28 protein-coding genes are annotated in these 26,744 nt (G+C 65.2%); 12 read left to right on the top strand and 16 right to left on the bottom strand.

From position 1 onward, the window contains the following. Positions 1-120: 120 nt before the first annotated feature. The 3 genes from IB235_RS17265 to IB235_RS17255 are packed head-to-tail and all read right to left on the bottom strand — an operon-like array spanning position 121 to position 1,891. The gene (locus tag IB235_RS17265; protein WP_370576923.1) at positions 121-537 is read right to left on the bottom strand and encodes a DUF2000 family protein; all 417 of its coding nucleotides are present in this window, start codon (positions 535-537) and stop codon (positions 121-123) included. Beyond that, positions 531-674 carry a hypothetical protein gene (locus tag IB235_RS17260; protein ID WP_192337744.1) on the bottom strand — a complete coding sequence of 48 codons (144 nt, stop codon included), beginning with the start codon at positions 672-674 and terminating at the stop codon, positions 531-533. The genes IB235_RS17265 and IB235_RS17260 overlap by 7 nt, the downstream gene beginning before the upstream one ends. Then, positions 671-1,891, bottom strand: a complete 1,221-nt coding sequence (locus tag IB235_RS17255) for an MFS transporter (protein WP_155040791.1) — start codon at positions 1,889-1,891, stop codon at positions 671-673. The genes IB235_RS17260 and IB235_RS17255 overlap by 4 nt, the downstream gene beginning before the upstream one ends. A 137-nt stretch (positions 1,892-2,028) precedes the next feature. Here IB235_RS17255 and IB235_RS17250 point away from each other — a divergent pair, with 137 nt between their 5' ends. From IB235_RS17250 to IB235_RS17240, 3 genes are all read left to right on the top strand, one after another. After that, a complete protein-coding gene (locus IB235_RS17250) occupies positions 2,029-2,490 on the top strand; it encodes a MaoC family dehydratase (RefSeq protein ID WP_155040790.1) in 462 nt (153 codons plus the stop codon). A gap of 2 nt (positions 2,491-2,492) precedes the next feature. After that, positions 2,493-3,083, top strand: coding sequence for a TetR/AcrR family transcriptional regulator (locus IB235_RS17245; protein ID WP_192337736.1), 591 nt, complete (start codon positions 2,493-2,495; stop codon positions 3,081-3,083). 76 nt (positions 3,084-3,159) lie between these two features. Beyond that, positions 3,160-3,753, top strand: coding sequence for an NAD(P)H-dependent oxidoreductase (locus IB235_RS17240; RefSeq protein WP_192337735.1), 594 nt, complete (start codon positions 3,160-3,162; stop codon positions 3,751-3,753). Here IB235_RS17240 and IB235_RS17235 read toward each other — a convergent pair. Continuing rightward, on the bottom strand, positions 3,708-4,646 hold the full coding sequence (locus IB235_RS17235; protein ID WP_192337734.1) for a LysR family transcriptional regulator: 939 nt from the start codon (positions 4,644-4,646) through the stop codon (positions 3,708-3,710). The genes IB235_RS17240 and IB235_RS17235 overlap by 46 nt on opposite strands. Before the next feature lie 118 nt (positions 4,647-4,764). Here IB235_RS17235 and IB235_RS17230 point away from each other — a divergent pair, with 118 nt between their 5' ends. Further along, positions 4,765-5,913, top strand: a complete 1,149-nt coding sequence (locus IB235_RS17230; RefSeq protein WP_192337733.1) for an MFS transporter — start codon at positions 4,765-4,767, stop codon at positions 5,911-5,913. Next, complete coding sequence (locus IB235_RS17225) at positions 5,913-7,142, top strand: SGNH/GDSL hydrolase family protein (protein ID WP_225612425.1); 1,230 nt, start codon at positions 5,913-5,915, stop codon at positions 7,140-7,142. Before IB235_RS17230 ends, IB235_RS17225 begins: the two co-directional genes overlap by 1 nt. On the opposite strand, the gene IB235_RS17220 is transcribed toward IB235_RS17225, so the two are convergent. Both IB235_RS17220 and IB235_RS17215 read right to left on the bottom strand, forming a co-directional pair. Then, entirely contained in the window at positions 7,143-7,535 is a 393-nt protein-coding gene (locus IB235_RS17220) for a GFA family protein (RefSeq protein WP_192337731.1), read from the bottom strand. 42 nt (positions 7,536-7,577) lie between these two features. Next, on the bottom strand, positions 7,578-8,663 hold the full coding sequence (locus tag IB235_RS17215; RefSeq protein ID WP_192337730.1) for a Fic family protein: 1,086 nt from the start codon (positions 8,661-8,663) through the stop codon (positions 7,578-7,580). A 318-nt stretch (positions 8,664-8,981) separates the two neighbouring features. Here IB235_RS17215 and IB235_RS17210 point away from each other — a divergent pair, with 318 nt between their 5' ends. Together IB235_RS17210 and IB235_RS17205 are read left to right on the top strand one after the other, a co-directional pair. Then, positions 8,982-9,245, top strand: coding sequence for a YjhX family toxin (locus IB235_RS17210; protein ID WP_192337729.1), 264 nt, complete (start codon positions 8,982-8,984; stop codon positions 9,243-9,245). A 188-nt stretch (positions 9,246-9,433) separates the two neighbouring features. Further along, positions 9,434-11,212 carry a monovalent cation:proton antiporter-2 (CPA2) family protein gene (locus tag IB235_RS17205; RefSeq protein WP_192337728.1) on the top strand — a complete coding sequence of 593 codons (1,779 nt, stop codon included), beginning with the start codon at positions 9,434-9,436 and terminating at the stop codon, positions 11,210-11,212. A gap of 67 nt (positions 11,213-11,279) precedes the next feature. Here IB235_RS17205 and IB235_RS17200 read toward each other — a convergent pair whose 3' ends face one another. Then, on the bottom strand, positions 11,280-11,417 hold the full coding sequence (locus IB235_RS17200) for a hypothetical protein (RefSeq protein ID WP_192337727.1): 138 nt from the start codon (positions 11,415-11,417) through the stop codon (positions 11,280-11,282). Positions 11,418-11,562: 145 nt separating this feature from the next. Then, positions 11,563-11,922, bottom strand: a complete 360-nt coding sequence (locus IB235_RS17195; protein ID WP_192337726.1) for a hypothetical protein — start codon at positions 11,920-11,922, stop codon at positions 11,563-11,565. Between the two features lie 360 nt (positions 11,923-12,282). Between IB235_RS17195 and dapB the strand changes: the two genes are divergently transcribed. After that, positions 12,283-13,095 (top strand): 4-hydroxy-tetrahydrodipicolinate reductase, encoded by an 813-nt coding sequence (dapB, locus tag IB235_RS17190; protein WP_192337725.1) that lies wholly within the window; start codon positions 12,283-12,285, stop codon positions 13,093-13,095. A 22-nt stretch (positions 13,096-13,117) separates the two neighbouring features. Here dapB and IB235_RS17185 read toward each other — a convergent pair whose 3' ends face one another. From IB235_RS17185 to IB235_RS17165, 5 genes are read right to left on the bottom strand one after another with little or no spacing between them, the layout of a single operon-like run. Further along, on the bottom strand, positions 13,118-15,106 hold the full coding sequence (locus tag IB235_RS17185) for a CocE/NonD family hydrolase (RefSeq protein WP_192337724.1): 1,989 nt from the start codon (positions 15,104-15,106) through the stop codon (positions 13,118-13,120). After that, positions 15,103-16,719, bottom strand: coding sequence for an ABC transporter ATP-binding protein (locus IB235_RS17180; RefSeq protein WP_192337723.1), 1,617 nt, complete (start codon positions 16,717-16,719; stop codon positions 15,103-15,105). Before IB235_RS17180 ends, IB235_RS17185 begins: the two co-directional genes overlap by 4 nt. Beyond that, positions 16,716-17,531: an ABC transporter permease gene (locus tag IB235_RS17175; RefSeq protein WP_155040776.1), complete on the bottom strand. Its 816-nt coding sequence runs from the start codon at positions 17,529-17,531 to the stop codon at positions 16,716-16,718. The genes IB235_RS17180 and IB235_RS17175 overlap by 4 nt, the downstream gene beginning before the upstream one ends. Positions 17,532-17,539: 8 nt before the next feature. Next, positions 17,540-18,487, bottom strand: coding sequence for an ABC transporter permease (locus IB235_RS17170; RefSeq protein WP_155040775.1), 948 nt, complete (start codon positions 18,485-18,487; stop codon positions 17,540-17,542). Further along, positions 18,484-20,052 carry an ABC transporter substrate-binding protein gene (locus tag IB235_RS17165; RefSeq protein WP_192337722.1) on the bottom strand — a complete coding sequence of 523 codons (1,569 nt, stop codon included), beginning with the start codon at positions 20,050-20,052 and terminating at the stop codon, positions 18,484-18,486. Before IB235_RS17165 ends, IB235_RS17170 begins: the two co-directional genes overlap by 4 nt. 225 nt (positions 20,053-20,277) lie before the next feature. Between IB235_RS17165 and IB235_RS17160 the strand changes: the two genes are divergently transcribed. After that, positions 20,278-20,526 (top strand): cyclic nucleotide-binding protein, encoded by a 249-nt coding sequence (locus IB235_RS17160; protein WP_155040773.1) that lies wholly within the window; start codon positions 20,278-20,280, stop codon positions 20,524-20,526. A gap of 1 nt (position 20,527) precedes the next feature. Here IB235_RS17160 and IB235_RS17155 read toward each other — a convergent pair whose 3' ends face one another. Further along, positions 20,528-21,415 carry a LysR substrate-binding domain-containing protein gene (locus IB235_RS17155; protein WP_155040772.1) on the bottom strand — a complete coding sequence of 296 codons (888 nt, stop codon included), beginning with the start codon at positions 21,413-21,415 and terminating at the stop codon, positions 20,528-20,530. A gap of 107 nt (positions 21,416-21,522) precedes the next feature. On the opposite strand from IB235_RS17155, the gene IB235_RS17150 reads away from it, so the two are divergent. The 3 genes from IB235_RS17150 to IB235_RS17140 are packed head-to-tail and all read left to right on the top strand — an operon-like array spanning position 21,523 to position 24,541. Beyond that, entirely contained in the window at positions 21,523-22,308 is a 786-nt protein-coding gene (locus IB235_RS17150; protein ID WP_192337721.1) for a DeoR/GlpR family DNA-binding transcription regulator, read from the top strand. A gap of 4 nt (positions 22,309-22,312) precedes the next feature. Next, positions 22,313-23,446, top strand: coding sequence for an MFS transporter (locus tag IB235_RS17145; protein WP_192337720.1), 1,134 nt, complete (start codon positions 22,313-22,315; stop codon positions 23,444-23,446). Positions 23,447-23,470: 24 nt separating this feature from the next. Further along, the gene (locus IB235_RS17140; protein ID WP_192337719.1) at positions 23,471-24,541 is read left to right on the top strand and encodes a lactonase family protein; all 1,071 of its coding nucleotides are present in this window, start codon (positions 23,471-23,473) and stop codon (positions 24,539-24,541) included. Here IB235_RS17140 and IB235_RS17135 read toward each other — a convergent pair. Continuing rightward, on the bottom strand, positions 24,538-24,927 hold the full coding sequence (locus IB235_RS17135; protein WP_192337718.1) for a RidA family protein: 390 nt from the start codon (positions 24,925-24,927) through the stop codon (positions 24,538-24,540). The genes IB235_RS17140 and IB235_RS17135 overlap by 4 nt on opposite strands. A gap of 22 nt (positions 24,928-24,949) precedes the next feature. Further along, the gene (locus tag IB235_RS17130; RefSeq protein ID WP_192337717.1) at positions 24,950-26,743 is read right to left on the bottom strand and encodes an ABC transporter ATP-binding protein; all 1,794 of its coding nucleotides are present in this window, start codon (positions 26,741-26,743) and stop codon (positions 24,950-24,952) included. Position 26,744 lies beyond the last annotated feature (1 nt).

The following is a 26,744-nucleotide window of genomic DNA, read 5'->3' as shown; positions in this document are numbered from 1 at the left end:
CTGCGGCCCCACCCCCGAGGTCGTCACCCCAGACCTCCTGCGCCACGTCTTCGACGTCACCGCCCGCATCGAACCCTGCTCAAAAGGAAAACCACAACTCATCGTCGATGGAAGAGCTAGCTAGGGGTGCATCCTTGCGCCCTTGGGGATCTTGTCGACGAGTTTCCTGTCCTCGCGCAAGGCGATGCCGACGACCTTGGCGGCCTCGGCCGTGTTCGGCGAATACGGCACGGTTCGCATCGTCTGCCCGGTCGAGAACATCTCCTCGATGTAAAGCCCATGCGGCACGGCGCGATCCAGGGCGCGGCGGTGGATGGTTTTCAGCGTATCGGAACTGGCGGACAGGACGATGATCGGCTGCACGCAAAGGCTGTGATAGCTGTTCGCCTCGGCGTCCTGATAGGGCTCGCCGATGATCTCGGGCGCGGCGCCCACGACCCCGCTCATCAGGAAGGCGGTGACGTTCAGCTTTTGCCAGGTTGCGAGGTCGTCGCGGACGATGATGGCGATCTTGGTGCCGCAGCCCGCGGCTAGCACAGCAGAAAGGCGCTCAGCAGCGCGACGGGCAGGCCGTAAGCGTCCCATAGGATCGCTCCGGCCAACAGAATGCCAAGGATGACGGCCCAGATGACGGCCCGTTGAACAGCGGTAAGGGGGGCCAGCGCCGCCTTCATTCCGCGGGGTCCAGTCGCGGCATGGGGGCGTCCCTGATCGGCCAATGCAGCGCCGCAGCAATGATGGCGACGGCGATCGAGGCCTGCCATGCGAAATCGTAGGAGCCCGTCACGCGATAGGCATATCCCGCCCCCCATGCCCCAAAGAATGAGCCGACCTGATGGGACAGAAAGACGATGCCGAACAGCGTCGACATGTAGCGGATGCCGAAGATCTGGCCGATCAGCCCGCTGGTCAGCGGCACGGTCCCCAGCCACAGAAAGCCCATGGCGCAGGCAAAGATCGTGGCGGATAGCGGCGTGACCGGAAAGGCCAGGAACAGCGCCATCACCACCGCCCGGCCCAGATAGATCGCGGCCAGCACGTGTTTCTTGCGCCAGTTGTCGGCGGACATTCCGAACACATATGAGCCGAGGATATTGAACAGCCCGACCAAAGCCAGCGCCCGTGCTCCGATGGCCGGGTCCAGCCCCTTGTCGGTCAGGAATGCCGGCAGATGGGTGCCGATGAAGGCGACATGGAAGCCACAGACGAAGAAGCCGGCATTCAGCAGCCAGAAGCCGGAATGGCTGGCGGCCTCGCGCAGCGCCTCGGCAAAGCTTTGGGTGGGCTGGTCGAGGGGCGTGGCGGGTGCGGCGCGACCCGAGATGCCGATGGCCAGCAGCGCCATGGTCGCGGCAAGCGCGGCGTAGATCAGAAAGGTCTCGCGCCAGCCAAAGGCACCGATCAGCCCCTGCGCGATCGGGACCAGCAGGAACTGCCCGACCGAACCGCCCGCCGTGACAATCCCGGCGGCAAGGCCGCGCTTGTCGCTGGGCACGGCCCGGACCGCCGCGCCAATCGCCACGACAAAGGTCACCCCGGTCATCGACATGCCGACCAGCAGACCCAGCGTCAGGTTCAACCCGACCGCGCCCGAAATCGTCGAGACCAGCACCAGCCCCAGCGCGTAAAGCAGTCCGCCCGCAGCCGCGACTCGGCCCGCCCCGTGCCTGTCGGCCAAGGCCCCGACAAAGGGCTGCGCGAGGCCAAGGATCAGGTTCTGGACCGCGATGGCCAGACCAAAAGCCTCGCGCCCGATGCCAAGGTCCAGCTCGATCGGGCGCAGGAACAGGCCAAAGGATTGCCGGATGCCCATGGCGATGGTGACCAGCGCGGCCGCGCAGAACAGCACGATCCATGGGTTTCGGGGCGAGGAAACAATGGGCGGAGGCATGGGGACAATCCGGCTGCAAAGGGGATCTGCCCGACGCCACGTCAGGCTTGTCTAAAATAGATGTCGTATATAATCTAAAATGGCAAGTCCCGACCGATACGCGGGTCGGGACTTGCCGGATGAGGAGGAAAATCGACATGCATGACAATCGCTTGCCGGAAAAGCTGTATCTTGAAGACCTGTGGGTCGGGCAGGAATTCCACAGCCGCGAGCACGCTTTGGACGCCGAACAGATCATCGCCTTTGCGACTCAGTTCGATCCGCAGCCCTTCCATATCGACCCCGAGGCGGCCGAGCAGACCTTCTTTCAGGGCCTTGCCGCCAGCGGCTGGCACACCATGTCGATTACGATGAAGCTGCTGGTCGACTGCCTGCCCCTCGCGCAGGGTCTGATCGGTGCGGGCGGCGAGGTCGCATGGCCGCGCCCGACCCGTCCCGGCGATATCCTGCGGGTGAAAAGCACGGTGGTCGATATCCTGCCCTCGCGTTCGCGGCCCGATCGGGGCATCGTGCTGGCGCATAGCCTGACGCTCAATCAGGCGGATGAGGTCCTGCAGGACTTCAAGGCGAAGCTGCTGGTATTCAGGAAAGGAAGCTAGGCATGGGGCGGTCCTCGGCGGAGCAGGCGGCACAAAACCGGACACGGATTGTCGAGGCCGCCAGCCGCCTGTTTCGCGAAAACGGGGTCGAGGCGGTCTCGGTCGCCGATATCATGGCGGCGGTCGATATGACCGTCGGCGGCTTCTACAAGCATTTCGCGTCCAAGGAAGCACTGGTCGAGGAAGCCGCCGGGCTGGCCTTTGATGAGGCGATCGAGATCTGGACCAAGATCTTTGCCAAGACCGACCGCGAGGCGGGCGAGCTGCGGGCACGGCTGGTGGCGCATTACCTGCGCCCTGATCCGCAGCGGCATTGCCCGATCATCGCCTTTGCCCCTCATGCTGCCAGCGGCAATGCCAGTGATGCGGCGCGTGGGACCTATGATCGGGGCACGGGCGCGCTGCTGGAGAAATTCTTTGTCGGTCCGCAATCCGGCGAAGCGCAGGCAGATCCCGATGCGCTGCTGCTGTTTGCGGCGATGATCGGCGCGCGGGTGCTGGGCGAGGCGGCGGGCGACGCGCCCTGGCTTGGCGCGGTCCGCGCCGCCGTCATTGACGCTGCCGCCCGCGCGGGCAGTCCGGATCAGGAATAGTCGTGGCGATTGCTTTCTGAACGGGACTTGAGCAAGCTGCACCGCGACTATCGGCCAAACCCGAAGGAGCCCGAGGATGGGACAGCCCAAGATCGCCGTTGTTTTCTATTCGACTTATGGCACGAACCATCAGGTCGCCCTTGCCGCCGCCGAGGCCGCCAGCGCCGCCGGGGCCGAAGTGCGCCTGCTGCGCGTCGCCGAGACCGCCCCCGAGGCCGTGGTGAACGGACAGGAGGCGTGGAAGGTGCAGGTCGAAAGGGTCAAGGACATTCCCGTCGTCACCGCTGACGACATGGTCTGGGCGGATGGCTATTTCATCAGCGCGCCCACCCGGTTCGGCTCCAGCCCCAGCCAGCTGCGCGCCTTCATCGACATGCTGGGCGGGGTCTGGGCGGGCGGCAAGCTGGCCAACAAGACCTTCACCGCGACCACCAGCGCCCAGAACCCGCATGGCGGACAAGAAGCGACGATCCTTGGCCTTTACACCACCGCGATGCATTGGGGCGCGATCATCGTCGCGCCAGGTTATACCGATGCGGTGCTGTATGAGGCGGGCGGCAACCCCTATGGTTTCTCGACCGAGGCGGGCAAGTTCGACGACAAGGGCCGCGCCGCCGTCGCTCATCAGGCGAAACGGCTGGTCGAGGTGACCGCCAAGCTGATCGCTTGAACCGCGCAGGGCCGGTTCCGCATCGGCCCTTCTCCGCGCGGCTGATCAACCCGCCCGAATTTCACGATATGATCCAGCACGATGCTGACCCGGCGCGGCAGTGCCTTGGCCTGACCAAGGTAGAGGACGTGGAATTCCTCATGCGCCGGGGGGCTGCCGCTGTCTAGCCGGACCAGACGCCCGTCCGCGATCTCATCCGCGACCACGAACAGCCCCGCGCGCACCCGGACCCCGGCATGGACGGCCATCATCGCCAGCGTGTTCCCGTCCGTCGCCTTGAGTTGCGCGGTCTGCACGCTCCAGATCCGGTCGCGGCGGCCATAGGAAAAGCCGCCCTGGATCGGATCGGGGTCATTGGCATGGGCGCTGCCGATCACGTCCACCAGTTCGCTACGGCCCAGCGAGCGCGCGACGATGGATGAATCGGGCAGGGGACCGGCGCGTACCGCCAGATCGATCGCCTCGCTGTAAAGGTCGCTGACCAGATCCCCGATCACCAGTTCGACCGTCAGTTCCGGGTATTCCCGCAGCAAGGGCCCCAGAATGCGTGACAGGATGTGATTGGCATAGGCCGAGCTGGTGGCGATGCGCACGATCCCCGCGATATTGCCGCATCCCGCCTCTCGTTCCGCAGCCGCCAGCGCCTCAAGGATCTCGGCGGCGCGGCGGGCAAAGCGCTGGCCCTCATCCGTCACCTGCAGCTTGCGGGTCGAGCGCTTCAGCAGCAACGCGCCCAGCCGTTGCTCCAGCCGGGTCATCATCCGCGATACGGCAGATGGTGTCATCCCGCGCAGCCGCGCCGCAGCCGAAAAGCTGCCCGCATCGGTGACGGCAAGGAAGGTTTCCAGCTCGGCCAGCCGGTTCGAGTCTCGCATCACCGCCATCTGTGACATCAGGGAACAAGTCTTTGTAGTTTTCAGCGACTGTTTTCACAAGCTGCTTGGCCCGATCTTCAGCGCAAATGAAATCAGGATCTGAACAATGTATGAAAGTTCCCGCACGGACCAAGTGATGTCCGGCACGACCCCGGCGCTGGTGGCGCTTGGCATCGGCGCATTCGGCATCGGCTTGACGGAATTCGTGATCATGGGTCTGCTGCCCGAGGTCGCAGGCTCGGTCGGTGTCTCGATCCCAAGGGCAGGCCTGCTGATCAGCGGCTATGCGCTGGCCGTGACCATCGGCGGGCCGCTGCTGACGCTGCTGACCGCCAAGATGGCGCGGCGCAATGTGCTTCTGGCGCTGATGGCGATCTTTACGCTGGGCAACCTGCTTTGCGCGATTGCGCCGTCCTTTGGCAGCCTGCTGGCGGGCCGGATCGTGACCGGGTTCGCGCATGGCACCTTCTTTGGCGTCGGCGCGCTGGTCGCGCAATCGCTGGTCCCGCCGGAACGCAAGGCCTCGGCCATCGCGCTGATGTTCACGGGTTTGACCCTTGCCACCGTGCTTGGCCTGCCGCTGGGCACGTGGCTGGGGCAGGGTTTTGGCTGGCGCTCGACCTTCTGGGCGGTGGCCAGCATCGGCGTCGTCGCCATTGCGGCCATTGCCGTCGCCTTGCCCGAGGACCGCGAAAAACCCGAGCCGATGTCCCTGGGCGATCTGCGCGGCATGTTCGCCCCGGCCCCCGCGCGGGCGCTGATGATGACGGTGCTGGGTTATGCCGGGGTGTTTCTGGTCTTTACCTATATCGCGCCGATCCTGACCGATCTGGCGGGCTTCCCGGCCTCGCGCGTGTCGGCGCTGTTGGTGCTGTTCGGGACCGGGTTGGTTCTGGGCAATATCCTTGGCGGCAAGCTGGCTGATCGTTGGCCGCGCGCCAGTATCCCGCTGACGCTGTTCACGCTGGCCGCGACGCTGCTGGTGATGTGGCTGGGCATGGGCAACCGGGTCTTTGCTTCGGCGCTGATCTTTGTCTTTGGCGCGGCTGCCTTTGCCACCGTGGCACCGCTGCAATCCTTCATCCTGCGGCAGGTGCGGGGGACCGGGCAGGCGCTGGCCTCGACGCTGAACATCTCGGCCTTCAACCTGGGCAATGCGCTTGGCGCATGGGCAGGTGGATTGGCGCTGGCCGCGCATTGGGGTCTGTCCAGCCTGTTCCTGCTGGCCGCCGTCCCGCCGATTGCCGCGGGCCTGATCGCCCTGCACACCGTGCGGAGGGCATGATGACCCGTCTGGCGAGTCGCGCCGCGCTGCTGGCGGTATCCATTGCGGTCGGGATAGGTGCGGCCAAGGCCGATCCCTGGACCCCGGCATGGCTGGCCAGCCCGCAGCCGGTCTGGAGCGCGGATTTCCCGCTGCCGACCGGCCTGCCCCCGACCATTGCCGGGCAGGTCATCCGCCAGCCGCTGACATTGGCATGGTCTGGCGATCGACTGCGGCTGGTGCTGTCGAATATCCATGGCACCCAACCGCTTGCCATCACGGCGGCTGCGGTCGCGCCAGCGGATGACGGCGCGCGGACAACTGGCCCTGCCCGGGTGGTGACATTTGGCGGGCGCCCCGAGGCGCAGATTGCGCCGGGGGCCAGCCTTGTTTCCGACGCGGTCGATCTGCCCGTTACGGCGGGTCAGCGCATCGCCGCGACCCTGCGCTTTGGTCCGGACGCACAGGCGCAGGATTTCCACTGGGACGCGCGCGAGACCAGCTTTGTCCTGAAGGGCGGTGATCCGACCGCAACCGATCCGCAGGTGGCGCAGGAAATCGCGACCCGGATCGCGCTGGCGGGCGTTCTGGTCGATCATCCGGCGGATCAGGTCGTGGTCGCGATGGGGGACTCGATCACCGACGGCAATGGCGCACCGATGGACGGGCAGGCGCGCTGGCCGGATCAGCTGGCCCGCCGCCTTGCGCCGCAGGGCGTGGCGGTGGTCAATGCCGGGATCTCGGGTGGGCGGCTTTTGACCGACGGCATGGGGCAAAGCGTCCTGGCGCGCCTGGATAGTGACCTGCTGTCCCTGCCCGATGCGGATGCGCTGATCCTGTTGATCGGGACCAATGACATCGCCTGGCCCGGCTCTCCCTTTGCGCCAGATGAGCCGCCGATGGTGCTGGAGCGGTTGCAGGCGGGTTATCTGCAACTGGCCGAAAGGCTGCATGCCCAAGGCATCCGCCTGATCGTTGGAACACTGCCGCCGTTTAAGGGTGCTTTGCCCGGCACGCCGATGGAGGACAGCTACTGGTCCGCCGACAAGGACGACTTGCGGAACCGTTTCAACGATTGGCTGCGCGGGGCGGACTTCCATGATGGGCTGGTCGATTTCGACCAGATATTGCGCGATCCTGCGGCTCCGGCGCGGCTGCTTGAGGCCTATGACAGCGGCGACAGGCTGCATCCGGGTGCAGCAGGCAACAAGGCTATGGCCGAGGGTGTCGATATCGGGCTGCTGAAGTGATTACCCCTCGTGGCTGCTGCTGCTGTCGCGGTCACGAGGGTAAAGCCGGGCGATCGGAAAGGGCGGCAACCATGCCTCGCGCCGGATGGTCCACAGCTCATAGGTCGGCATCAGCTGGTCGGTGGCATCCAGCGAACCCAGATTGACCTCGATCTCGTCATCCGAGCGGCCAAAGACCGGCGATCCGCAATGCGGGCAGAAATGCCGCCCGCGGTAGTCGCGGGTTTCGCCGGTGATCGTCACCGCGTCCTGCGGGAAGATCGCCGAGGCATGAAACAGCGCGCCGTGATGCTTGCGGCAATCAAGACAATGGCACAGCCCGACCCGGTAGGGCTGGCCCCGCGCCACGATCCGGACGCGGCCGCACAGGCAGCCGCCGGTGAACTGGTCCATGTGCGTTCTCCTGTCCGGTGGAAGGCTACAACGAATGGCGGCTTAGTCCAGCATCAAGGCATAGCTGGTTGATCGCCCGCCCGCATCGGACCTGCGCAACGCGCCCGTCGCGGCGATGGCGTTCAGGTCGCGGGTGGCGGTCGGGCCGGACACGCCCGCGATCCGGGCATAGCTGCGTGCGCTGATTCCTTCGGCGACCCGCTGCGGACCTTGGGCGAACAGCTTTCTCAGCACGGTTTCCTGTCTTGGATGCAGCCGGTCGGCAAAGCGAAGGAAGAAACGGTTCCGGGCCAGCAGGAACTGCGCCTCGGCGCGGGCGGCCTCGGCGGCGCGGGCAAGGCATTGCAGGAACCACAGGACAAAGGCGGTGGCATCGATCCGGTTGCCGTCGTCGCGGCGACCGGCCTGCAAAGCCTCGTAATAGGCGCGCTTTTCGGCCTCGATCTGGCGGGACAGGGAAAAGGGCAGCGCCCGTGCCTGTGCAAAGATATGTTCGATCAGCGCCCGCCCGATCCGGCCATTGCCATCGGCAAAGGGGTGGATGGTCTCGAACCACAGATGCGCGATCGCGGCCTTGATCGCCAGCGGCATGCGCTGTTCCTGCGCGATCCAATCCAGCAGGCGGGCCATCTCGGCCGGGATGCGGTCGGCAGGAGGGGCCACAAACAGCACGTCATGCCGCCCCGCCGTGGCCGAACGCACGATCTCGATGCCGCTTTCGCGCCAGCGGCCCAGATCCTCGACCTCCATGCCGAAAAACAGCAGTCGGTGCCATTCCCACAGCGTTTCCGCGGTGATCGGCGCGTGATCCTCGCGCGCGGTCAGCAGCAGCGTCGCGATGGCGTCCGAGCGGCGGCTGAAGGCATGCCGGTCGCGATGCTTGAGCGAGGCCACGACCGAGACTTCAAGCTGAGCCGGGTCCAGTAAGACCCCTTCGATGCCGAATGACCCCAAGGCCTCCTGCACGATCTGGCGCAGGTGCAGTTCCTCGCGTTCCTCGGCGCCAAGGCCCTGCCGCATGCCTGAAATTTCGCCGATCACCTCGGTGGCGCGGGCCAGATCGGCTTCGATGATCTGGGCGTCATAGCCGAAATCCGGCCATGACGGGCTTTGCCATATCCAGGGCATGATGCGAATGTCTTTCCTATTTGCATCATGATTAGCTGAAATTTGATGCGAAAGTCCATCCTATTCGCGTCATCGCCCCTTGCTGAGAGGGCTACAACCGGGGTGTCGTGACCATGGGATTTCCCAGACGACCCATGCTTGACGGGCGACCCCATCGGCAGGCATATTGTCGTCCGTTCCTGCGGATAAGGGAATTGTCGATGTCCGAGCTTGTTCTGAACCCCTGATCACCGCCGAAATCTCGGGGTGATCGAATGCCGGGCGTGGCGCGTGGTCGCTGACGCCTGTGCCTTCGTGGTTCACTGACAGGCTTTTTACATGAATATCTCCAAGAACGAACAGCGCGTGCTGCACGTGCTGGCCCAGGGTGGGCAGATAAGCTATGCGCGCGGGCCGAATGGCCGCTTGATCCATGCCGAATGCGTCACGCATGACGGCGCGCTGCTGGTGGGATGCACGCTCGACATCGTGGCGAAACTGCGCCGCAAGCGGCTGATCGAGTCGCGCAATTCCAACCCTTACCGCATTTCGGCGATGGGTCGCCTCTCGGTCCGGGCGCAGGCCGACAATCGCGTCAGGTAAGGTGGCGGAAACCGTGGTCGATCACGCCGCAGGATCACCACGCGACCATGCCCCGTCCCGCGATTGCGCGGGGCGGGGCTCATGTGTCCCGAAATCCCCACGATTGCCGGCTATGCCAGATTTCGGGGTGACCGCAGCCGAAACCCGGCTATGAGAAAGGAAAGCGCGTTGCGGGACGGAGATCGGGAATGGCAGCAGAAGCGGCAGTAGCCGAGGCAACGCATCACGCGGGCGGGGTCGATCTGACCTCGGTGGTGGTGCTTCTGGCGGCGGCGGTGGTGGCCGTGCCGCTGTTCCGACGGGCGGGGCTTGGCTCGGTGCTGGGCTATCTGGCGGCGGGGCTGGCCATCGGGCCGTGGGGGCTGGGCTTTTTCCAGGACGCGCAGTCGATCATCCATGTCGCCGAACTGGGCGTGGTGATGTTCCTGTTCATCATCGGTCTGGAAATGCAGCCCTCGCGGTTGTGGTCGATGCGGGGCGAGATATTCGGCCTTGGCCTGTTGCAGGTGGTGCTGGCCATCGGCGCGCTGATCTGGGTCGGCATCCTTCTGGGCTATCCGGCCGCCGCCAGCTTTGTTTCCGGCACGGGCTTCGTCCTGACTTCGACCGCCATCGTCATGCAGATGCTGGAGGAGCGCCGCGAGATGGCAACGCCCAAGGGCCGCCGCATCATCTCGATCCTGCTGTTCGAGGATCTGGCCATTGTGCCGCTGCTGGCGCTGGTCGCCTTTCTGGCGCCGGGCGGGGCCGAGACGACCATGTCCGACCGGTTGACGGGCGTGGCCATCGGCATCGGTTGCATCGTGGTTCTGGTTTTTGCCGGGCGCTATCTGCTGGACCCGATGTTCCGCCTGCTGGCCCGTTTCGGCGCGCGCGAGGTGATGACCGCCGCCGCGCTGCTGGTGGTTCTGGGCGCGGCGGTGCTGATGCAGGCCGGGGGTCTGTCGATGGCAATGGGGGCCTTTCTTGCCGGCGTTCTGCTGTCGGAATCGAGCTTTCGCCACCAGCTTGAGGCGGATGTGGAACCGTTCCGCGGCCTGCTGCTGGGCCTGTTCTTTCTGGGCGTCGGCATGGCGTTGGATCTGGCGATCATTGCCAAGAACTGGGCAGTCATCGCCATCTCGGTTCCGGCTTTCATGATCCTCAAGATGCTGGTGATCTATCTGGTCGCGCGGGTCACGAAATCCGACCGGGCCGAGGCGATAGAACGCGCGGTGCTGATGGCGCAGGGCGGCGAATTCGCCTTTGTCCTTTACGCCAGCGCCACGCAATTCGGGGTGCTGGAGCCGGAATGGAACGCCAACCTGACCGCGATCATCATTATCTCGATGGTGCTGACGCCGCTGATGATCATCCTGCACGACCGGCTGATCAAGCCCGAGCCGGGATCGATGGAGGGGATCGAGGAGGCCAGCGACCTGACCGCCCCGGTCCTGCTGATCGGCTTCGGGCGCATGGGCCAGATCGTCAGCCAGCCGCTGCTGGCACGCGGCCACCATATTTCCGCGATCGAAACCGATACCGAGATGATTCAGGCCGCCGAGACCTTTGGCTTCAAGGTCTGGTATGGTGACGGCGCCCGGCTGGACGTGCTGCATGCGGCGGGCGCGGGACGCGCCAGCCTGATCGTGGTCGCCGTCGACAAGGCCGAGACCACGACCCGGATCGTTGAATTGCTCAAGGATGAGTTCCCGCTGGTCCCGGTCCTTGCCCGCGCCTTTGACCGCGGCCATGCGCTGGAACTGGTGAACAAGGGCGTCGACTGGCAGATCCGCGAGACCTTTGAAAGCGCCGTCGCCATGGGCCGCGAGGCCTTGCTGCGTCTTGGCGCCGATGAGGACGAGGCCGACGAGTTGATCGAGGGCATGCGCGCCCGCGACCGCGAACGCTTTGCCGTCCAGACGGTCGAAGGCATCTATGGCGGCCGCGACCTACTGCTGGGGAACCGCGGCCAGCAGGGGCATTGACGCCCCTGCCAGCGCCACGGGGGCGAGGCTCAGGCTGCCATGTCGCGGAAATGGATCAGCCCCGCCGTCACCGCCAATACGGAGGGATGGTATCGGTAAGGACCGCGCCATTCCCCTCGCGCTGGACGGCCTGAATGACGCTGTGCGTCATGCCCGCGTCTACCATGATCTTGCCCAGCAGGATATCGAGCGGGATTGAGCACATGATGTAATCCTGCATCGAGGGTCCACAGCCGCCTCGTAGATCTGCAGACGCATCCCGACGATATAGATCACGATGGCGGTGATCGCGGTCAGGAACAGCGTGGTGACGACATGCGGGCCATCTGCTCCTCCAGACTGGACGACCCTTAACAGCGCCACCAGCCCAGATTGAGCAGATGCGCCTGAACCGAGCCCGACAGCGGTATCGGGAATTCGGTGGCCTCTGGCCGTTTCCCGGCATTGGCCGAGATTGGCGAGGTCACGCTGCAACTGGTGACTTCCCGCTCCAGCGCCGGGTAAAGCTTGAGGATGGAAAGGGGGACGGAGCGCGCGCCAAGTTCAGTCAGCGTCTCCGACATCGAGGCGGTGAAGCGGCGCCAGTTCATGTTCTGAGGGTCGGCAACCGAGTTGATCGGCTTCGAGCAGACGAACATCTGTGGGCCAAAGGGCCAGATTGTTACCGCCTCGACGTCGAACTGGAGCGTTGCAATTGTCGCGATAGGCATCGACCGCACCGCGCAGTGCATCCGTGCCGATGACGCCGATCCTCTTCAGAAACGCGTCATCAATGGCCGTGTAGACTACCTATGTGGTCAGCATATTGAACTCCCGAGCCGGCCATTCACAGTGCATCGACCAGACTTAACCTCTGCACCTGACATTCGCTTGATGATTGGTACGATCTCGGGGACTTCTTGCGATGAAATGATGAGGATCAGCCGCAGCCGACTACGTACTAATGATCGGAAAACGGGAGCAATCCCCACTGCCGGCGCGTCATACCCAGCTTGCAGCCCGCGACAGAAATCGAGTTCAGGCGTATGCTGCCTCAAACGTGCTGTTGAACCTTTGCGAGAGGGCTGCGCATGACGAGGATCGGGCTTTATGGTGTCGCCGGTCACATGGGCCGGACGCTGATCGGGGAAATCAACGCCAGCGAGAGTTGCACGATATCAGGAGGCTGCGACAGGCCGGGTTCGCCGGATCTGGGGCGGGATATCGGCATGCTTGGCGGGCTGCCCGCGCTGGGGATCGCGGTCACCGATGATGCGGGCGCGGTCTGCGATGTCTCGGACGTGATCGTCGATTACAGCTCTGCTGCCGCGACCATGGCGCTGCTGCCGGTGGCCATCTCGCATCGAACGCCGGTGCTGGTCTGCACCACGGGCTTTGATACCGACCAGAAGGCCGCCCTGGCCGATGCGGGTCGGTCCATCCCCATCCTTGTCGGCGCGAACATGAGCGCCTCGGTCATCGCCATGTATGAGCTGGTGAAAACCGCCGCTCGGCTGCTGGGCGACGATTTCGATATCGAGATCTTCGATTTCCACCCCTGGGACAAGATCGACGCGCCATCGGGTACGGCACTGGAGCTGGCCGAATATGCGGCCGAGGGGCGAGGGGCCGAGCTGTCGGATCTGACGGTCTTTGCCCGGCATGGCGAAACCGGCCGACGCAAGCGTGGCAGCATCGGATTTTCCTCGGCCCGAGGGGGCGAGGTGGTCTGCGAGAATACCGTCTTTTTCGCGGGGGCGGGCCAGCGGCTGGAGATCATCAGTCGGGTGACCGATTACCGGGCCTTTGCGGCGACCACCCTGCGGGCGGCGGAATGGATCGCGCAGCAGGGGCCGGGTTACTACAGCATGGATCAGATGCTGCGGGATCAGGCCGCCCGCTAGGGGCGGCCCGCAGGTTTCAGGCTCAGATCAACTGGCGCGGAATGCGTTCGTCCCAGTCGCGGGTCGCGACCAGCGCGCCGTTTTCAAAGGCCTGCAACTGCCCCGAGATCAGGAAATCACCCCGATCCGAGCGCATCTCGGTCACGCTCTCGATGCGGATCTGCCAGCCTTCGCGCCCGATGTCATAGGACTGGCGCAGGTGGTAATGCGCCGAAAGCGGGTCGACGTCGCGGATGGTCAGCGTGCGTTTCAGCGAATGGCCGATGGTCGTGCCGATATCGTCGAAACGCAGGATGCCTTCTCCGAACAGGCCGCCGATACCCTCGGTGTGGTAGGTGGTTTCACCCGAGACGTGGTCCTGTTCGGTCCAGCGCCGGACGGTGCCCGGATCGACCTGCGTGATGGCGCAGGCCGGACCGGGTTGAGGGGGCGCAAAGCTGACCTGCGCGTCCAGCGGGCTCGGCGCCCGCAACGGCAGTTCCGCCCGGCTTTCGCCGCCGCGAATGGTCAGCGTCGCGCGTTCCGGCGCGGGCCAGATCATCGGCCAATAGGCCGTCCCGATCGACACCCGCACCCGGTTGCCCTTGGCGAAGCGATGGGCCAGGGCGTTCATCGTGACGGTCACGTCATAGAAGCGACCCGGTTCCAGCGCTTCCGGGGTCTCGTGGCTGTCGCGATGGGTCAGGTTCAGCACCTGATAGCTGACCCGCGTGACCTGCCCACAGGGCAGGATTTCCGACAGCCGCGCGACCAACTGCGCCACCGGCTTGTCCGAGGCCAGCCGCAGCCGCAACCGGGGCGCGCCCACCACCGACATGTTATCTACCAGCGGCGCGGAATCGAAGTTCAATGAGCCGCCATCATCCAGCCGCTGATCGGTCGGATTCTCGCCGACGCAGCCGACACCCATCCATTCGCCCGCCGCCTTGCCGTGGCTTTGCGGAGAGCAGATCGCCAGATCGCCGATGGCCGCCGATCCCAGCACCCCATCCGCGCCCAGCGGGAAATCGGTCCAGTCCAGCCGGGGCGAGGGCCATTCGGCCTCGGCGATCCAGCGCCCCGGATTTGCCAACCGGGTGCCGGTCGGTGCAAAGCTGTCCTGTTCATAGAAGCGCATCTTGGGCTGCGCCTCGATGCCGCGGTCGATGCCGCGCAGCCAATGGTCCCACCAGTCGGTGGCTTCCTGCAGGAAGCCGATGGCCGGGCCGGGCACGCCATCCATCGGATAGATATGCCCCCAAGGCCCGATGATGCCCCATGCCGGGGCCTGCAGGTTCGCAACCAGACGCGGCACGGTATTGGTGTAGCTGTCCGACCAGCCGCCGATCACCAGCACCGGGCATTCGATCGCGGACCAGTCTTCCTGCACCGAGCCATGCTTCCAATAGTCGTCGTAGCGCTGGTGGCTGGCCCAGATGGCGGGGAAGAAGGGCAGCTTCTCGATCCGGTCAAGCCATGCCTTGCGCCAGTCCTCGCCCACGATTTCCGGGTCCAGCGGGCGCGACTGATAGGCCAGCATGATCGTGCCCCACCACAAGTTGTCGTTCAGCAGTGCCCCGCCCATGTAATGGATGTCGTCGCGGAAACGGTCATCGGTCGAATAGGCCGAGATGATCGCCTTGAGCGCCGGGGGACGGCGGGCGGCGACCTGAAGCGAATTGAAGCCGCCCCAGCTTTTGCCCATCATGCCCACATTGCCGTCGCACCAGTCCTGAGCGGCGATCCAGGCGATGACCTCCAGCGCGTCGTCCTGTTCCTGCAGCAGGTATTCATCGGCCATATGTCCGTCGGATTCGCCGGTACCGCGCATATCGACACGGATGGCGACATAGCCACGGGACGCGAAATAGCCATGCATCGGCTCATCCCGGCCACGGGTGCCTTCGCGCTTGCGATAGGGGATGTATTCCAGGATCGCCGGGGCAGGGGCATCGCCGTCAGGATGCCAGATGCGGGCACCCAGCCGCGTGCCGTCGGCAAGCGGAATCCAGACATGTTCCTCGATGGTCATTTCGCAGTCTCCAGAGCTTGTCCACGGGTGGCCAGCAGGCCATCCAGCCAGTCGCGCCGCATTTCCGGGACGGATGTGATGAGTTCGCCGGTATAGCCCTGCCATGGGGGCGTGAAGATCGCCTCGGTCGGGCCTTCCTCGACCACGCGCCCCTTTTGCATGACCAGCGTGCGGTCGGCGATCCGGCGCACCACCCCAAGGTCATGGGTGATGAACAGATATGCCAGCCCGCGTTCCTGCTGCAGTCGCGCCAGAAGCTGCAGGACTTCCTCGGCGACCAGCGGGTCAAGGGCGGATGTCACCTCGTCGCAGATGATCAGATCGGGCTGAGCCGCCAGGGCGCGGGCAACGCAGACGCGCTGTTTCTGTCCGCCCGACAGCGCGCCGGGCAGCCGCGCGGCGAAATCGGCGGGCAGGCCGACATCCGCCAGCAGCCGCGCTACGCCGTCGGCCAAGGCCTTGCCGCGCAGCCCGAAATACAGTTGCAGCGGGCGGCCGATGATCTCGGCAATGGTCTGGCGCGGGTTCAGGGCGACATCGGGCAGCTGATAGACCAGCTGGATCCGGCGCAGCATGTCCTGCGACCGTTTCTGGAAGCGCGCGGGCAGGTCGGCCCCGTCAAAGCGCATCCTACCTTGCGAGAAGGGCGGCAGCCCGGCAATGGCGCGCGCCAATGTGGACTTGCCCGAGCCGCTTTCGCCGACGATGGCCAGCGTCTCGCCACGCCCAAGGGTCAGGGACACGTCATGCAGCGCCTGATTATGGCCGTAAAAGACCTTGAGTCGTTCGACCGACAGGATTTCCGCGCCGGGGCTGCGGGTCGCGGCCAACCGCTCATGCGCGCCGCGCTCGGCCACCAGACGGCGGGTGTAATCCTGTTGCGGGGCTTCCAGAATGGCCTGAGCCGTGCCCTGTTCGACCAGTTCGCCATGGCGCAGCACCATGATGCGATCGGCGATCTGGGCGACCACGGCAAGGTCGTGGGTGATGTAAAGCGCCGCCGTGCCATAGCGCCGGATCAATCCGCGCAGCAGCACCAGCACCTCGATCTGGGTGGTCACGTCCAAGGCGGTCGTGGGTTCATCCAGCACAAGGATATCGGGGCGGCAGGCCATGGCCATGGCGATCATCGCCCGCTGCAATTGCCCGCCCGAGACCTGATGCGGATAGCGGTCCGGGAAGGTTTCGGGATTGGGCAGTTGCAGGACGCGGATCAGCTCATCGCGCCATGCCTCGGCCTCGGGGCGGGTCATCGTGCCGTGATACAGCGCGGCCTCGATCATCTGTTCGCCCAAACGCTGCGCCGGGTTGAAGGCGGCGGCAGCCGATTGCGCGACATAGGCCACGCGGGCGCCGCGGACCTGTTCGCGGTCGCGCCGGGTGCCGGGGACGATCTGGCGGCCGGCGACCTCGACCGTGCCGCCGCTGATCCGGCAACCGCCCCGGCCATAGCCAAGTGCGGCCAGGCCGATGGTGGACTTGCCAGCCCCGGATTCCCCGATGAGGCCCAGAACCTCGCCCGCGGCCAGATCGACATCGATCCCGCGGGTCAACGCGCGCCCGTCGGGGGCGGTGACCTGAAGATTGCGGATGCGCAGGATGGGAACGCTCATCTGTTGTCTCCTTGCGGGGCAGAACGCCCGGCCAGCATCCAGTCCACGACCAGGTTCACGCCCACGGTCAGGATGGCGATGGCGGCGGCGGGATAAAGCGGCGCGTATAGGCCATAGACGATGGCCTGCTGGTTATCCTTCACCATGCCGCCCCAATCGGCGAAGGGCGGTTGCACGCCAAGGCCAAGGAAGGACAGGCCCGCGACGAACAGGAAGGTGAAGCAGAAGCGCAGGCCGAATTCCGCGACCAGCGGCGAGGCGACATTGGGCAGGATCTCCTTGCGGATCAGCCACCAGTTGCCCTCGCCGCGCAGACGGGCGACCTCGGCGAATTCCAGCGCGCCGACGCCCTGTGCCAGAACCCGCGACAGGCGGAAGACCCGCGTGCTGTCCAGAAGCGCGATGGTCAGGACCAGAACCGGCAGCGACGATCCCAGCGCCTGCAGCACGACCAGCGCCGAGATCAGCACCGGCACGCACATGATGGTGTCGACCAGACGCGACAGGATGGTGTCGAACCAGCCGCCCCGGATCGCGGCCATGAAGCCCATGGGGATGCCGACGGCAAAGGAAATCAGCACCGCCGCCAGCGACACGCCGATCGACATCTGGCCGCCGTAAAGCAGCCGCGACAGCATGTCCCGGCCATTCTGGTCAAAGCCCAGCGGGTGGCCCGGCTCGGGGTCGCCAAAGGGCGAGCCGATGATGTCCTCCTGGCCGAAGGGGGCCAGATGCGGGCCTGCGATCAGGATCACCAGATAGGCGGCAAGGATGGCCAGCCCGATCCATGCGGTAAAAGTTGGTTTGCGCATGGGGGACCTCAGCGGGGATGACGCAGGCGCGGGTTCAGCGCGATGGCCGCGATATCCGCGATCATGTTGAGCAGGACGAAGGCCGCCGCGAAAGCCAGCGCCGAGGCCTGCACCAAGGGCAGGTCGCGCTTGGCCACGGCATCGACCATGAAGCGGCCGAGACCGTTATAGTTGAACACTGCCTCGACCAGCACGACGCCGGTGATCAGATAGGCGATGTTGAAGGCGACGACATTGACGATGGGGGCGGCGGCATTGGGCAGGGCATGGCGCAGGACCACGCGCGGCGCGCGCAGCCCCTTCAGCCAGGCGGTCTCGACATAGCTTTGATCCATGACGCCCAGCAGCGCGGTGCGGGTCATCCGCATCATCTGCGCCATGGTGACCAGCACCAGCGTCAACGCGGGCAGGGTCGTGGCCTTGATCCATTCGCCAAGCCCCATGCCGGGATAGGTGTCGGCCAGTGCGGGCAGCCAGCCCAGCTGAACCGAGAACCACAGGACCAGTAGCAGGCCCAGAAAATATTCCGGCAGCGCCACGCAGGCCAGCGCCAGCACGTTCATCACCCGGTCAAAGATCGAGCCACGGAATACCGCAACCAGAATTCCCAGCACCACCGCCAGCGGGACCGAGATCACCGCCGCATAGGCGGCCAGCATCAGCGTGTTCATCAGCCGCGACCCGATCAGCTCGGATACCGGCTGGCCCGAGGCCAGCGAATTGCCCAGATCGCCGGTGGCAAAGCCCTTGAGCCAGGTGACATAGCGCAGCACCAGAGGATCGTTCAGCCCCAGATCGCGGCGCAGCACGTCCAGCGCCTCGGGGGTGGCGTTCTGACCAAGGATGGCCGATGCCACGTCGCCGGGCAGCACCTGCGTTCCGGCAAAGACCAGCACCGAGACCAGCCAGAGGGTGAATACCCCCAGGCCCAGTCGTTTCAGGATCAGGCGGCTCATGCTTTCAGCCAGACTTTCTCGGCCAGACGCGCGCCCATGAAGTTGAACATCGGGTGGCTGGTCACGCCGCCCAGCTTGTTGGACACGGCGTCAAGGTAATCGCCAAACATCGGGATGATCGCCCCGCCATCATCCGAGACGATCTGCTGCAGTTCGGTATAGATCTCGGCGCGCTTGGCATCGTCCAGCAGGGCGCGGGCCTCGATCAGCTTGGCGTCGAAGGTGGGGTTGGCCCAATGCGTGTCGTTCTGCGAGGATTTCGAGAAATAGGCCGCCGTCAGCATCTGGTCGGCGGTCGGACGCCCGCCCCAATAGGACATGCAGAACGGCGCCTTCATCCAGACATTGTCCCAGTAGCCGTCAGCGGGCTCGCGCTTGATATCGATCTGGATGCCGCCGGCCATGGCGTTCTGGCGATAGACCGCCGCCGCATCGACCGCGCCGCCAAAGGCCGCGTCCGAGGCCGCCAGCGTCACCTTCAGGCTGTCCAGCCCGGCCTGTTTCAGATGGAACTTGGCCTTTTCCGGATCGTAGGGGCGCTGCGGCAGGTCCTTGGCAAAGAAGCGGTCGGTCTTGGGCACGGGATGGTCGTTCCCGACCGAGCCATAGCCCATCAGCGCGGTTTTCAGCAGCTGCTCGCGGTTGATGCCGTGCTTCAGCGCCAGACGGATGTTCTGGTCGGTGAAGGGAGCCTGCGTGCAATCCATCAGGAAGTTGAAATGCTGACCGCCCGCCGATTGCACGACCGACAGGTTCTTGTTGCGCTTGAGCAGGTCGACGGTCTTGAAGTCCAGCCGGTTGATGGCATGGACCTGACCCGACATCATCGCATTTGTGCGCGCAGAGATGTCGTTGATCACGATCACCTCGACCGCATCGACCCATGCGGTGTCGGGCTTCCAGTAATTCGGGTTGCGGGTAAAGCGCGAGCGCACGCCCGGCTCATAGCTTTCATAGATGAAGGGACCAGTGCCGACGGGCTTGGCGAAATCGCTCCAGCCATCCGGCACGATCAGGAAGTGGTAATCCGACAGCATGTAGGGCAGGTCGGCATTGCCCGATTCAAGCACCAGCTTGATGTCGTATTCGCCGGTCTTTTCCAGCGCGGTGATCGGTGCCGCGACCGAACGCGCCGCCGAGGTCGTCTCGCCCCGGTGCAGGTTCAGCGAATACAGCACGTCATCGGCATTCAGCACCTTGCCATTGTGGAAGGTGACGCCCTGCCGGACCTTCAGATGCCAGACCTTGGCACCTTCCTCGGGCTGCCAGCTCTCCAGCAGTTCCGGGACGACATTGTTCTGGGCGTCGATTTCGACCAGACCGTTCATCAGCATGTAGGCTTGGTTCACCGGCACCCAGTCGGTCAGGATGCGCGGGTCCAGATTGTCCGTGGTCGAACCGCCGCCGATCCCCAGCTTCAGCACGCCACCCTTGACCGGGGCTGCCTGCGCGTCCTGTGCGCGGGCCACCGAGGCGGGCACGATCAGCCCCGAGGCAAGCGCCGTTGCACCCAGCGCGGCCAGGAATTGGCGCCGGCCGATCGAGGGAATGTTGTCGCGGGTCATGGGATGGGCTCCTTGCTGGCGGGGCCCTGCGGCCCTTAGGTTTTCGGGCTGTCATACTGGCAGCCGAAGCCATGGCGGAAGGGGTCCGGGCCGGATTCCGTCATGATATAAAATCATGACCTGATCAGATTTCCGCATGTGCATTCCGCCGATCCTCGCCATAGGAGAGCGACCAGATTCCGGGCCGGGACAGCCGGTGCGGACGATATTTTTGCGGAGACTTTGATGATGCTAGCCGACGTTGCCGGGATAATCGGTGCGTGTGCCTATCTGCTTGCCTATGCCCTGCTGCAGACCGGCGTGCTGAGCTTGAGGGACAGTTCCTACACCTATCTCAACATTCTGGGCGGCGTCGCCCTGATCTGGTCGCTGCAAGAAAATTTCAATCTGGGCGCGATGATCACGCAGGTCGCATGGCTGATCTTTACCGTCGTCGGCTTCCTGCGCAACATGCGCACGAACCGCACGGCCTGACCTAAAGCGCGCGCGTCCCCCGGTTGCTTTCGATCAGCCATTCGGTGACGCCGCGCGCAATCTTGCGCTGATGCCGGTGGGCAGGGCGCATCAGATAGAAACTGCCCGGCGCCTGAAAGACATGGTCATGGACCAAGGTCAGGCGCTGCTGTTCCAGCATTTCCTCGACCAGCCATGTCCAGCCGATGGCCGTGCCCAGACCCTGCGCCGCAGCCTCGACCACCATGCGATAGGCCCCCAGACGCCAGCGCCGGGTCTGGGCGGGCATCTCGACCTTGGCGTCACGCAGCCAATCGTCCCAGTCGGTCCAGTCCCGCAGTGAGCCGTCGATGGAAATCAGCACCGGGTTTTCCTGTTCGACCAGCGGGGCCGAGCCGGGGGCCGAGACCGCGATCAGCTCCTCGCGGCCCAGTTCGACGCATTTCACGTCATTGCGCTGACGGGCCTGAAAGAAGATCGCCAGATCGAATTCGTCCAGTGTCAGCCGCTCGAACTGGTCCTCGGAATGGACGCGCAGCTCCAGCCCCGGGAAATGCTGCATCAGCAGCGGCAAGCGCGGCAGCAGCCACATGTCCGCCACCGCCGTCGAGGCGGCGATGGTCACCTGTCGCGGCCCGACCCAGGAACGCAGCCTTTCGGTCGAGGCGACGATATCGGCCATGACGCGGCTGATATCCTCGGCGTAGAACTCGCCCGCCGAGGTCAGGTGGACCCCCTGTTTCGAGCGGTTGAACAGCTTGGCCCCGATCGAGGCTTCCAGATTGGAAATATGCCGGCTGACCGCGCTTTGGGTGATGCCCATTTCCTCGGCCGCGCGCGAGAACGACAGGAAGCGCGCGCATTGGTCGAACACGGCAAGGGATTTCAACGGAGGCAGTTGGGGTGACATGGACCGGACCCGGAAGGATGCGCGGCATATAGCCGCAAGTCGTGGCGATAGGAAAGCCGGGACTGCTGGTGCTTGTGTCAATCAACGATTCTTGTTAATGCACGTTTATGACGGAAAACGCGCGATTCCCCGATCACCGCAAGCAGCAGATCAAGCGGCGGCTTCAGGCCGGGCAGCCGGTCATGTCCAATGACCTTGCCGCCGAATTCGCCGTGTCCGAGGATGCGATCCGCCGCGACCTGCGTGCGCTGGCCGCCGAGGGGGCCTGCCAGCGGGTCTATGGCGGAGCGCTGCCGATCTCGCCTGCCTCGGGGCCGGTGGGTCAGCGGGCCGGGATGCAGGCGGCGGCCAAGCTGGCGCTGGCCCGATGCGGCAGCGCGCTTCTGCGGCCCGGCCAGACGGTGTTTCTGGATGCGTCCTCAACCAACCTGCTGCTGACACGGTTCCTGCCCGATGGCATCCGCGTCGTCACCAATTCCGTCCTGATCGCGGCCGAGATGGCGCGCAACAAAGCCGTTGAGGTCAATGTCCTTGGCGGCCGTATCAATGCCAATTTGGGCGGGTGCGTCGATGCCAAGGCGATTTCCGGGCTTCAGGATTACTGCATCGACCTGTGCTTTCTTGGCGCTTGTGCCTTTGCGCCGGGCGAGGGTCTGGCAGGTTTTGATCCCGATGACGTGCAGTTCAAGCGGTCGCTGCTGCGCGCGGCACGGGCCAGCGCGGTCCTGCTGACGACGGATAAGCTGAACACCCTCGCCCCTTACCGCATCTGCCGCCCCGAGGACGTCGGAACCTATGTCCTGTCCGGCGATGCGCCCCAGCCCATTCGGGCCGGTTTGGCGGCGCTGGGATGTGAAACCCTGATCGCAGAGCCCGCAGAAGAAGGCGCATGATGTCATGACCACCAACAATCGTCCCGAAACCCGGCTGGCCACCCGGCTTGCCTTTGTGGCCGCGGGCTTTGCCATGGCCTGCTGGGCGCCGCTGGTGCCCTTTGCCAAGGAAAATGTCGGGGTCGACGATGCCGGTTTGGGGCTGCTGCTGCTGTGCCTTGGCGTCGGCTCGATCATGGCGATGCCGGTGACGGGCTGGCTGGCCGCGCAGATCGGCAGCAAGCCCCTGATTATGGGGGGCGGCATCGGGCTGGTACTGCTGCTGCCGTTGCTGACCTTGACCAGCAGCGCCCTTGGTCTGGCGGTGGTGCTGATGTTGTTTGGCGCGTCGCTGGGCACGCTTGATGTGGCGATGAACATCCATGCGGTCGAGGTCGAGCGTGACTCGGCCCGGCCGTTGATGTCGGGCTTTCACGCCATGTTCAGCATTGGCGGCTTTGCTGGTGCGGCGGGGGTGACGGTGCTGCTGTCACTGGGGCTGAACCCGGTCCAAGCCACGATCTGCGGCAGCCTGCTGACTTTGGGCGCGCTGCTGCTGGCATGGCCCCGGCTGCTTGCGGCCAAGGGCGGTCAGCCGATGCCCTTTGCCTTGCCCAAGGGTATCGTGCTGCTGCTGTCGGTGCTGGCCGGGATCACCTTTCTGGTCGAGGGCGCCATTCTGGACTGGGGCGCGCTGCTGGTCGTCGGCAAGGGGCTGCTGGACCATGCCCATGGCGGCGTCGGCTACATGCTGTTCGCGGCGGCAATGACGCTGGGGCGGTTGACCGGGGACCGGGTCGTCGGGCGTTTCGGTGGCAGGCAGGTGCTGATCGTCGGCGGTGCGGTCGGGGTTCTGGGCATCGTGATCCTGCTGGTCAGCCCCCATCCGGTCACGGCGCTTCTGGGTTTTGTGCTGATCGGGCTTGGAGCGTCGAACATCGTGCCGGTGCTGTTCAGCCTTGCCGGAAGGCAGCGGGCGATGTCGCCAGCCATGGCGGTCGCTGCGGTCACCACGGTTGGCTATGCCGGTATCCTGATTGGTCCGGCGGCGCTGGGTCTGATCTCGCATCACCTCAGCCTGCCGATTGCCTTCGGGTTGCTGGCGGTGCTGCTGGCGGTGATCCCGGCATCGGCGCATCTGACCACACGGCAAGCATAATCAACGACAACGGGGGGACGTGGTATGGCGGTCGAGGATCGGGGAATATTGGTGGTCGTCGGTTCCTATACGGAATCGATGCCCCATGTCGCGGCCAAGGGGGTGGGGATCAGCCTGCTGCGGCTGGACCCCGACCGTCAGACTTTCGTGCCGGTCGCGACATGCGACAAGCTGCGCAACCCGTCCTATCTGGCGCTATCGGATGACCGCAAACGCCTTTACGCCGTCGAGGAACTGGCCGAGGCCGAAGGCGCTGCCGTGGCGGCGTTGGATCTGGATCCGCAGTCGGGTTTTCGGGTGACCGGACGGCAGGGCGCGCAAGGCGATTGCCCCTGCCACGTCGCGCTGGACTTGGATCAGTCGCGGTTGCTGATCGCGAATTACATGACCGGCAGCGTGGTCTGCTATCCGCTTGACCCGAACGGGACGATTGCCGCTGCCGGCGCACGGGTCGAGCGTTCCGGCCACGGTCCGAACCCGGACCGCCAAGAGGGGCCGCATGCCCATCAGGTCGTCCCCGCCGCCGATGGACGCGGTGTTTTCGTCTGCGATGCCGGGACGGATGAGATCCTGCATTATCCCTTTGTGGGCGTGGCCTTAGCCGCGACGCCCGACCTGATCCTGAAGGCGCCGCTCGGCTCGCTGCCGCGTCATCTGGTGCAATCGGCGGATGGGCGGATGCTGTTCGTGGTGCATGAGCTGGGCTGTATGGTGCAAAGCTACCTGCGTGACGGCGACGAATTCCGGCCCGTGGCGCAGGTCACGACCTTGCCCAAGGGCGCGATTTCGTCGGCTTGCGCCGCCATCCGGCTGCATCCGAATGGCCGCTTTCTTTACGTCTCGAACCGCGGTGATGACAGCATTGCGGCGTTCGCCGTGGGCGCCGGGGCCGAGTTGCAGCCGCTTGGCTGGATCCCGACCGGGGGCACGACGCCGCGCGATTTCAATATCGACCCCAGCGGACGCTATCTGGTCGCGGCCAATCAGGACAGCCATTCGCTGTGCCTGTTCGGGATCGACGCGGGCAGCGGCGCGCTGAGTGCCTTGGGGCAGCCCTATCCGCTGGGCAGCCCCACTTGCGTGCTGTTCGCCTAGGCCGGGCGGCGATAGGCGATGCAGTCGACCTCAACCTTGCAGTCGACGACCATCGAGGATTGCACGCAGGCTCGCGCCGGGGGATTGGCGCCGAAATAGCGTTCGAAGACGCTGTTGAAGCTCCAGAAGTCGCGGGGATCGTCCAGCCAGACGCCGACGCGCATGACATGTTCGGGGCCGTAGCCGGCATCGGTGACGATCTTCAGCATGTTCTCGATGGCGATGGTTGCCTGTTCGACGATGCCATGGCCGACAACCTCGCCGTCGCGCATCGGGGTCTGCCCCGAGACGTAAAGCCAGCCGTCAGCCTCGGTCGCCTTGGCGAAGGGCAGGGTCTTTTGGCCCGAGCCCTTGCCCTCGCCCACGCCATGCCGCTTGATGTCCATAGTCATTCTCCTTTTTGATGGGTCAGGCCGCGGCCTCGTCCATGACGAAATGGCCGGGGGTGATTTCGCGGTAGCGCCGCTTGGGCGGCACATAATCCAGTGGGCGGATCGGGCTGCGCGGCTCGACCGCTGGCGGCGCGGGGCGGGTTCCGCGCTGCGCCGGGTCGGGCACCGGCACGGCTGCGATCAGGCGGCGCGTATAGGGATGCTGGGCATTGCCGAAGATCGCGGCGCGCGGGCCGATCTCGACGATCTCGCCGAAATACATCACGGCGACGCGGTGGCTGATGCGCTCCACCACCGACATGTCATGCGAGATGAACAGATAGGCCAGCCCGCGCTGCGCCTGCAGGTCCATTAGCAGGTTCGACACCTGCGCCTTGACCGACACATCCAGCGCCGAGACCGCCTCATCCGCGACGATGAATTGCGGGTCCAGCGCCAGCGCCCGCGCGATCGAGATCCTCTGACGCTGCCCGCCCGAAAACTCGTGCGGAAAGCGTGTTGCCATGTCGGGCGACAGGCCGACCTGTTCCAGCAACTGGCTGACGCGTTCCCTTGCGGCGGGCTTCGGCAGCAGGCCATGGGTCAGGATCGGCTCAAGGATCGCCGCGCCGACGCTGATGCGCGGATTGAGCGAGGCGAAAGGGTCCTGAAAGATCATCTGGGCCGAGCGGCGCAGCGCGCGCAGTTCGGCGGGGCGCGCTTTCGCGACATTCTGCCCGCCGACCAGAATTTCACCGGCGCTGGGGGTGTTCAGCCGCATGATCGCCCGGCCCGTGGTCGATTTCCCGCAGCCGGATTCTCCGACCAGCGCCAGGGTCTCGCCCGGATGCAGGTCGAAGGAGACATCCTCGACCGCATGGACGCGGCCTTGCGGCAGGTCGAAACGGATCGACAGGTTGGATACCTTGACCACGGGCTGCGTGGCTTTAGGCGGTGGCGGCAGCTGCGCGCCCTCGGTCGCCACGCCCGTTGCCCCATCGACCTGCGGAAAACGCCGGGGGGTGACGGAACCGGCCATCGCCCCCAGCCGCGGGATCGAGGCAAGTAGCGCCCGCGTATAGGGCTGCCCCGGCGCGGCGAATAGCTGCGGCGTATCCCCGGTCTCGATCATGTCGCCGCGATACATGACGACGGTGCGGTCGGCGACCTCGGCCACCACGCCCATGTCATGGGTGATGAACAGCACGGCCATGTTTTCCTCGCGCTGCAATTCGGCGATCAGCGACAGGATTTCGGCCTGAATGGTCACGTCCAGCGCCGTCGTCGGCTCATCCGCGATCAGCAGGCGCGGCTTGCAGGCCAAGGCCATGGCGATCATCACCCGCTGCCGCATGCCCCCGGAAAACTTGTGCGGGTATTCGTGCAGCCGGGCTCGGGCCGAGGGGATGCGGACGCGCTCCATCAGGCGCAGGGCCTCGGCCTCGGCCTGCTTCCACGACATGTCGCGATGCAGGACCAGCGCCTCGGCCAATTGGTTGCCGATAGTGAAAACCGGGTTCAGCGAGGTCATCGGCTCTTGAAAGATCATCCCGATCCGGCCACCGCGCACGGCCCGCATCTGGTGTTCCGGCAGGGTCAGCAGGTCGCGCCCTTCCAGCAGGATACGCCCGGTTGAACGGGCCTTGTCCTTGGGCAGCAGCCGCATGGCCGAAAGCGCGGTAACGCTTTTGCCTGATCCGGATTCGCCGACGACGGCCAGCGTCTCGCCGGCATGGATGTCGAAGCTGATGTCGCGCACCACCTCGCGCCAGCCTTCCGAGGTGCGAAAGGCGGTGGTCAGGTTCTGGACGGACAGGATGGGTTCGTTCATC

The sequence above is a fragment of the Paracoccus sp. PAR01 genome (assembly GCF_014851995.1).
Lineage (GTDB): Bacteria > Pseudomonadota > Alphaproteobacteria > Rhodobacterales > Rhodobacteraceae > Paracoccus > Paracoccus litorisediminis.
The sequence above is the reverse complement of the archived record's forward strand: the minus strand, read 5'-3'. Positions and strand labels throughout refer to the sequence as shown.

Excerpts from the sequence above, each read along its gene's own strand:
- IB235_RS17185 (WP_192337724.1), bottom strand. The coding sequence starts at position 15,106 with ATGACCATCGAGGAACATGTCTGGATTCCGCTTGCCGACGGCACGCGG.
- IB235_RS17210 (WP_192337729.1), top strand. The coding sequence starts at position 8,982 with ATGAATATCTCCAAGAACGAACAGCGCGTGCTGCACGTGCTGGCCCAG.
- IB235_RS17135 (WP_192337718.1), bottom strand. The coding sequence starts at position 24,927 with ATGGACATCAAGCGGCATGGCGTGGGCGAGGGCAAGGGCTCGGGCCAA.
- IB235_RS17240 (WP_192337735.1), top strand. The coding sequence starts at position 3,160 with ATGGGACAGCCCAAGATCGCCGTTGTTTTCTATTCGACTTATGGCACG.
- IB235_RS17195 (WP_192337726.1), bottom strand. The coding sequence starts at position 11,922 with ATGCCTATCGCGACAATTGCAACGCTCCAGTTCGACGTCGAGGCGGTA.
- IB235_RS17200 (WP_192337727.1), bottom strand. The coding sequence starts at position 11,417 with ATGTGCTCAATCCCGCTCGATATCCTGCTGGGCAAGATCATGGTAGAC.
- IB235_RS17220 (WP_192337731.1), bottom strand. The coding sequence starts at position 7,535 with ATGGACCAGTTCACCGGCGGCTGCCTGTGCGGCCGCGTCCGGATCGTG.
- IB235_RS17155 (WP_155040772.1), bottom strand. The coding sequence starts at position 21,415 with ATGTCACCCCAACTGCCTCCGTTGAAATCCCTTGCCGTGTTCGACCAA.
- IB235_RS17175 (WP_155040776.1), bottom strand. The coding sequence starts at position 17,531 with ATGCGCAAACCAACTTTTACCGCATGGATCGGGCTGGCCATCCTTGCC.
- IB235_RS17230 (WP_192337733.1), top strand. The coding sequence starts at position 4,765 with ATGTCCGGCACGACCCCGGCGCTGGTGGCGCTTGGCATCGGCGCATTC.
- IB235_RS17215 (WP_192337730.1), bottom strand. The coding sequence starts at position 8,663 with ATGCCCTGGATATGGCAAAGCCCGTCATGGCCGGATTTCGGCTATGAC.
- IB235_RS17165 (WP_192337722.1), bottom strand. The coding sequence starts at position 20,052 with ATGACCCGCGACAACATTCCCTCGATCGGCCGGCGCCAATTCCTGGCC.
- IB235_RS17260 (WP_192337744.1), bottom strand. The coding sequence starts at position 674 with ATGAAGGCGGCGCTGGCCCCCCTTACCGCTGTTCAACGGGCCGTCATC.
- IB235_RS17145 (WP_192337720.1), top strand. The coding sequence starts at position 22,313 with ATGACCACCAACAATCGTCCCGAAACCCGGCTGGCCACCCGGCTTGCC.
- IB235_RS17225 (WP_225612425.1), top strand. The coding sequence starts at position 5,913 with ATGACCCGTCTGGCGAGTCGCGCCGCGCTGCTGGCGGTATCCATTGCG.
- dapB (WP_192337725.1), top strand. The coding sequence starts at position 12,283 with ATGACGAGGATCGGGCTTTATGGTGTCGCCGGTCACATGGGCCGGACG.
- IB235_RS17235 (WP_192337734.1), bottom strand. The coding sequence starts at position 4,646 with ATGTCACAGATGGCGGTGATGCGAGACTCGAACCGGCTGGCCGAGCTG.
- IB235_RS17180 (WP_192337723.1), bottom strand. The coding sequence starts at position 16,719 with ATGAGCGTTCCCATCCTGCGCATCCGCAATCTTCAGGTCACCGCCCCC.
- IB235_RS17140 (WP_192337719.1), top strand. The coding sequence starts at position 23,471 with ATGGCGGTCGAGGATCGGGGAATATTGGTGGTCGTCGGTTCCTATACG.
- IB235_RS17160 (WP_155040773.1), top strand. The coding sequence starts at position 20,278 with ATGATGCTAGCCGACGTTGCCGGGATAATCGGTGCGTGTGCCTATCTG.
- IB235_RS17150 (WP_192337721.1), top strand. The coding sequence starts at position 21,523 with ATGACGGAAAACGCGCGATTCCCCGATCACCGCAAGCAGCAGATCAAG.
- IB235_RS17255 (WP_155040791.1), bottom strand. The coding sequence starts at position 1,891 with ATGCCTCCGCCCATTGTTTCCTCGCCCCGAAACCCATGGATCGTGCTG.
- IB235_RS17130 (WP_192337717.1), bottom strand. The coding sequence starts at position 26,743 with ATGAACGAACCCATCCTGTCCGTCCAGAACCTGACCACCGCCTTTCGC.
- IB235_RS17245 (WP_192337736.1), top strand. The coding sequence starts at position 2,493 with ATGGGGCGGTCCTCGGCGGAGCAGGCGGCACAAAACCGGACACGGATT.
- IB235_RS17205 (WP_192337728.1), top strand. The coding sequence starts at position 9,434 with ATGGCAGCAGAAGCGGCAGTAGCCGAGGCAACGCATCACGCGGGCGGG.
- IB235_RS17250 (WP_155040790.1), top strand. The coding sequence starts at position 2,029 with ATGCATGACAATCGCTTGCCGGAAAAGCTGTATCTTGAAGACCTGTGG.
- IB235_RS17170 (WP_155040775.1), bottom strand. The coding sequence starts at position 18,487 with ATGAGCCGCCTGATCCTGAAACGACTGGGCCTGGGGGTATTCACCCTC.